Annotated in this window: 1 protein-coding gene; it reads left to right on the forward strand. The window is 63.6% G+C overall.

Features of this window, described 5'->3' with window-relative positions:
* Nucleotides 1-136: 136 nt before the first annotated feature.
* Nucleotides 137-961, forward strand: coding sequence for a transposase family protein (locus Acor_RS00145; protein WP_155334414.1), 825 nt, complete (start codon nt 137-139; stop codon nt 959-961).
* Nucleotides 962-981: the final 20 nt, after the last annotated feature.

Genomic DNA, 981 nt, shown 5'->3' on the forward strand with positions numbered 1-981 from the left:
GGTAATCCCAGCAGGCATAACGGGCAATACCGGATGACCACCGTGGATCCGGAGGAGTCGCTGTTCCCCTGACATGGGCGTGGAGTCCCCGATAGAAGCGGATTGTTGACGATCCGTAGCAACCCAAGGACTCCACGTGATTTCCTATCGTGCCATCCTCGACGTCCCCCGGGAGCTGGTTTCCTACCTTTCCCGCCTGCTGAAAAACGAGCGGCACCGACGCGGAACCCGCAAGAGCACACGGAAGTGTTCGACCTGGTGGCAGGCGGTATACGGACTGACCTGGTTCCGCAACGGCGGCGACATCGCCACACTCGGCCGTGGCTTCGGCCTGTCCCGCTCCACCTCCTACCGCTACCTGGACGAAGTCATCGATGTCCTGACAGAGCAGGCACCCGGCCTGAAGGCCGCGCTGGACCGCGCCCACGCCGACGGCCTGACCCACCTGATCATCGACGGCACCCTCATCGGCATCGACCGGGTGAGCGAGAAGAAGACCAGCGCGAAAGGCGAGCAGATCGACGCCTGGTACTCCGGGAAGGCCCACGCCTTCGCCGCCGGCATCCAGGCCCTCCTGGCCCCCGACGGTCTTCCGATATGGCTATCGGACGCTCTGCCCGGCTCCACCCACGATCTCACCGCCGCCCGGGAACAGGTTCTCGATGTCATCCGGCCTTATCTCAAGGACATGCCGCTGCTGGCGGATCCGGCTTACGAAGGTGCAGGCCACGGCGTCCACACGCCGGTCAAGCAGCCCGCCGATGGCCGTGAGCTCGACATTGACACCCGTACCAGAAACGCGCTTCTGCGTTCTCTCCGCTGCCTGGGAGAACGCGGGTTCGCATTGCTGAAGCAGCGGTGGCGGGTCCTTCAGCATGTTTCTCTCAGCCCCAGCCGTGTCGGCGACATCGCCAAATCCGCACTCGTTCTGCTGCACTTCGAGCACGGCAAGATCACGTAAAAGTCGCTGGGATTACCTCA

Origin of the sequence: Acrocarpospora corrugata (assembly GCF_009687845.1) — a bacterium.
Classification (GTDB): domain Bacteria; phylum Actinomycetota; class Actinomycetes; order Streptosporangiales; family Streptosporangiaceae; genus Acrocarpospora; species Acrocarpospora corrugata.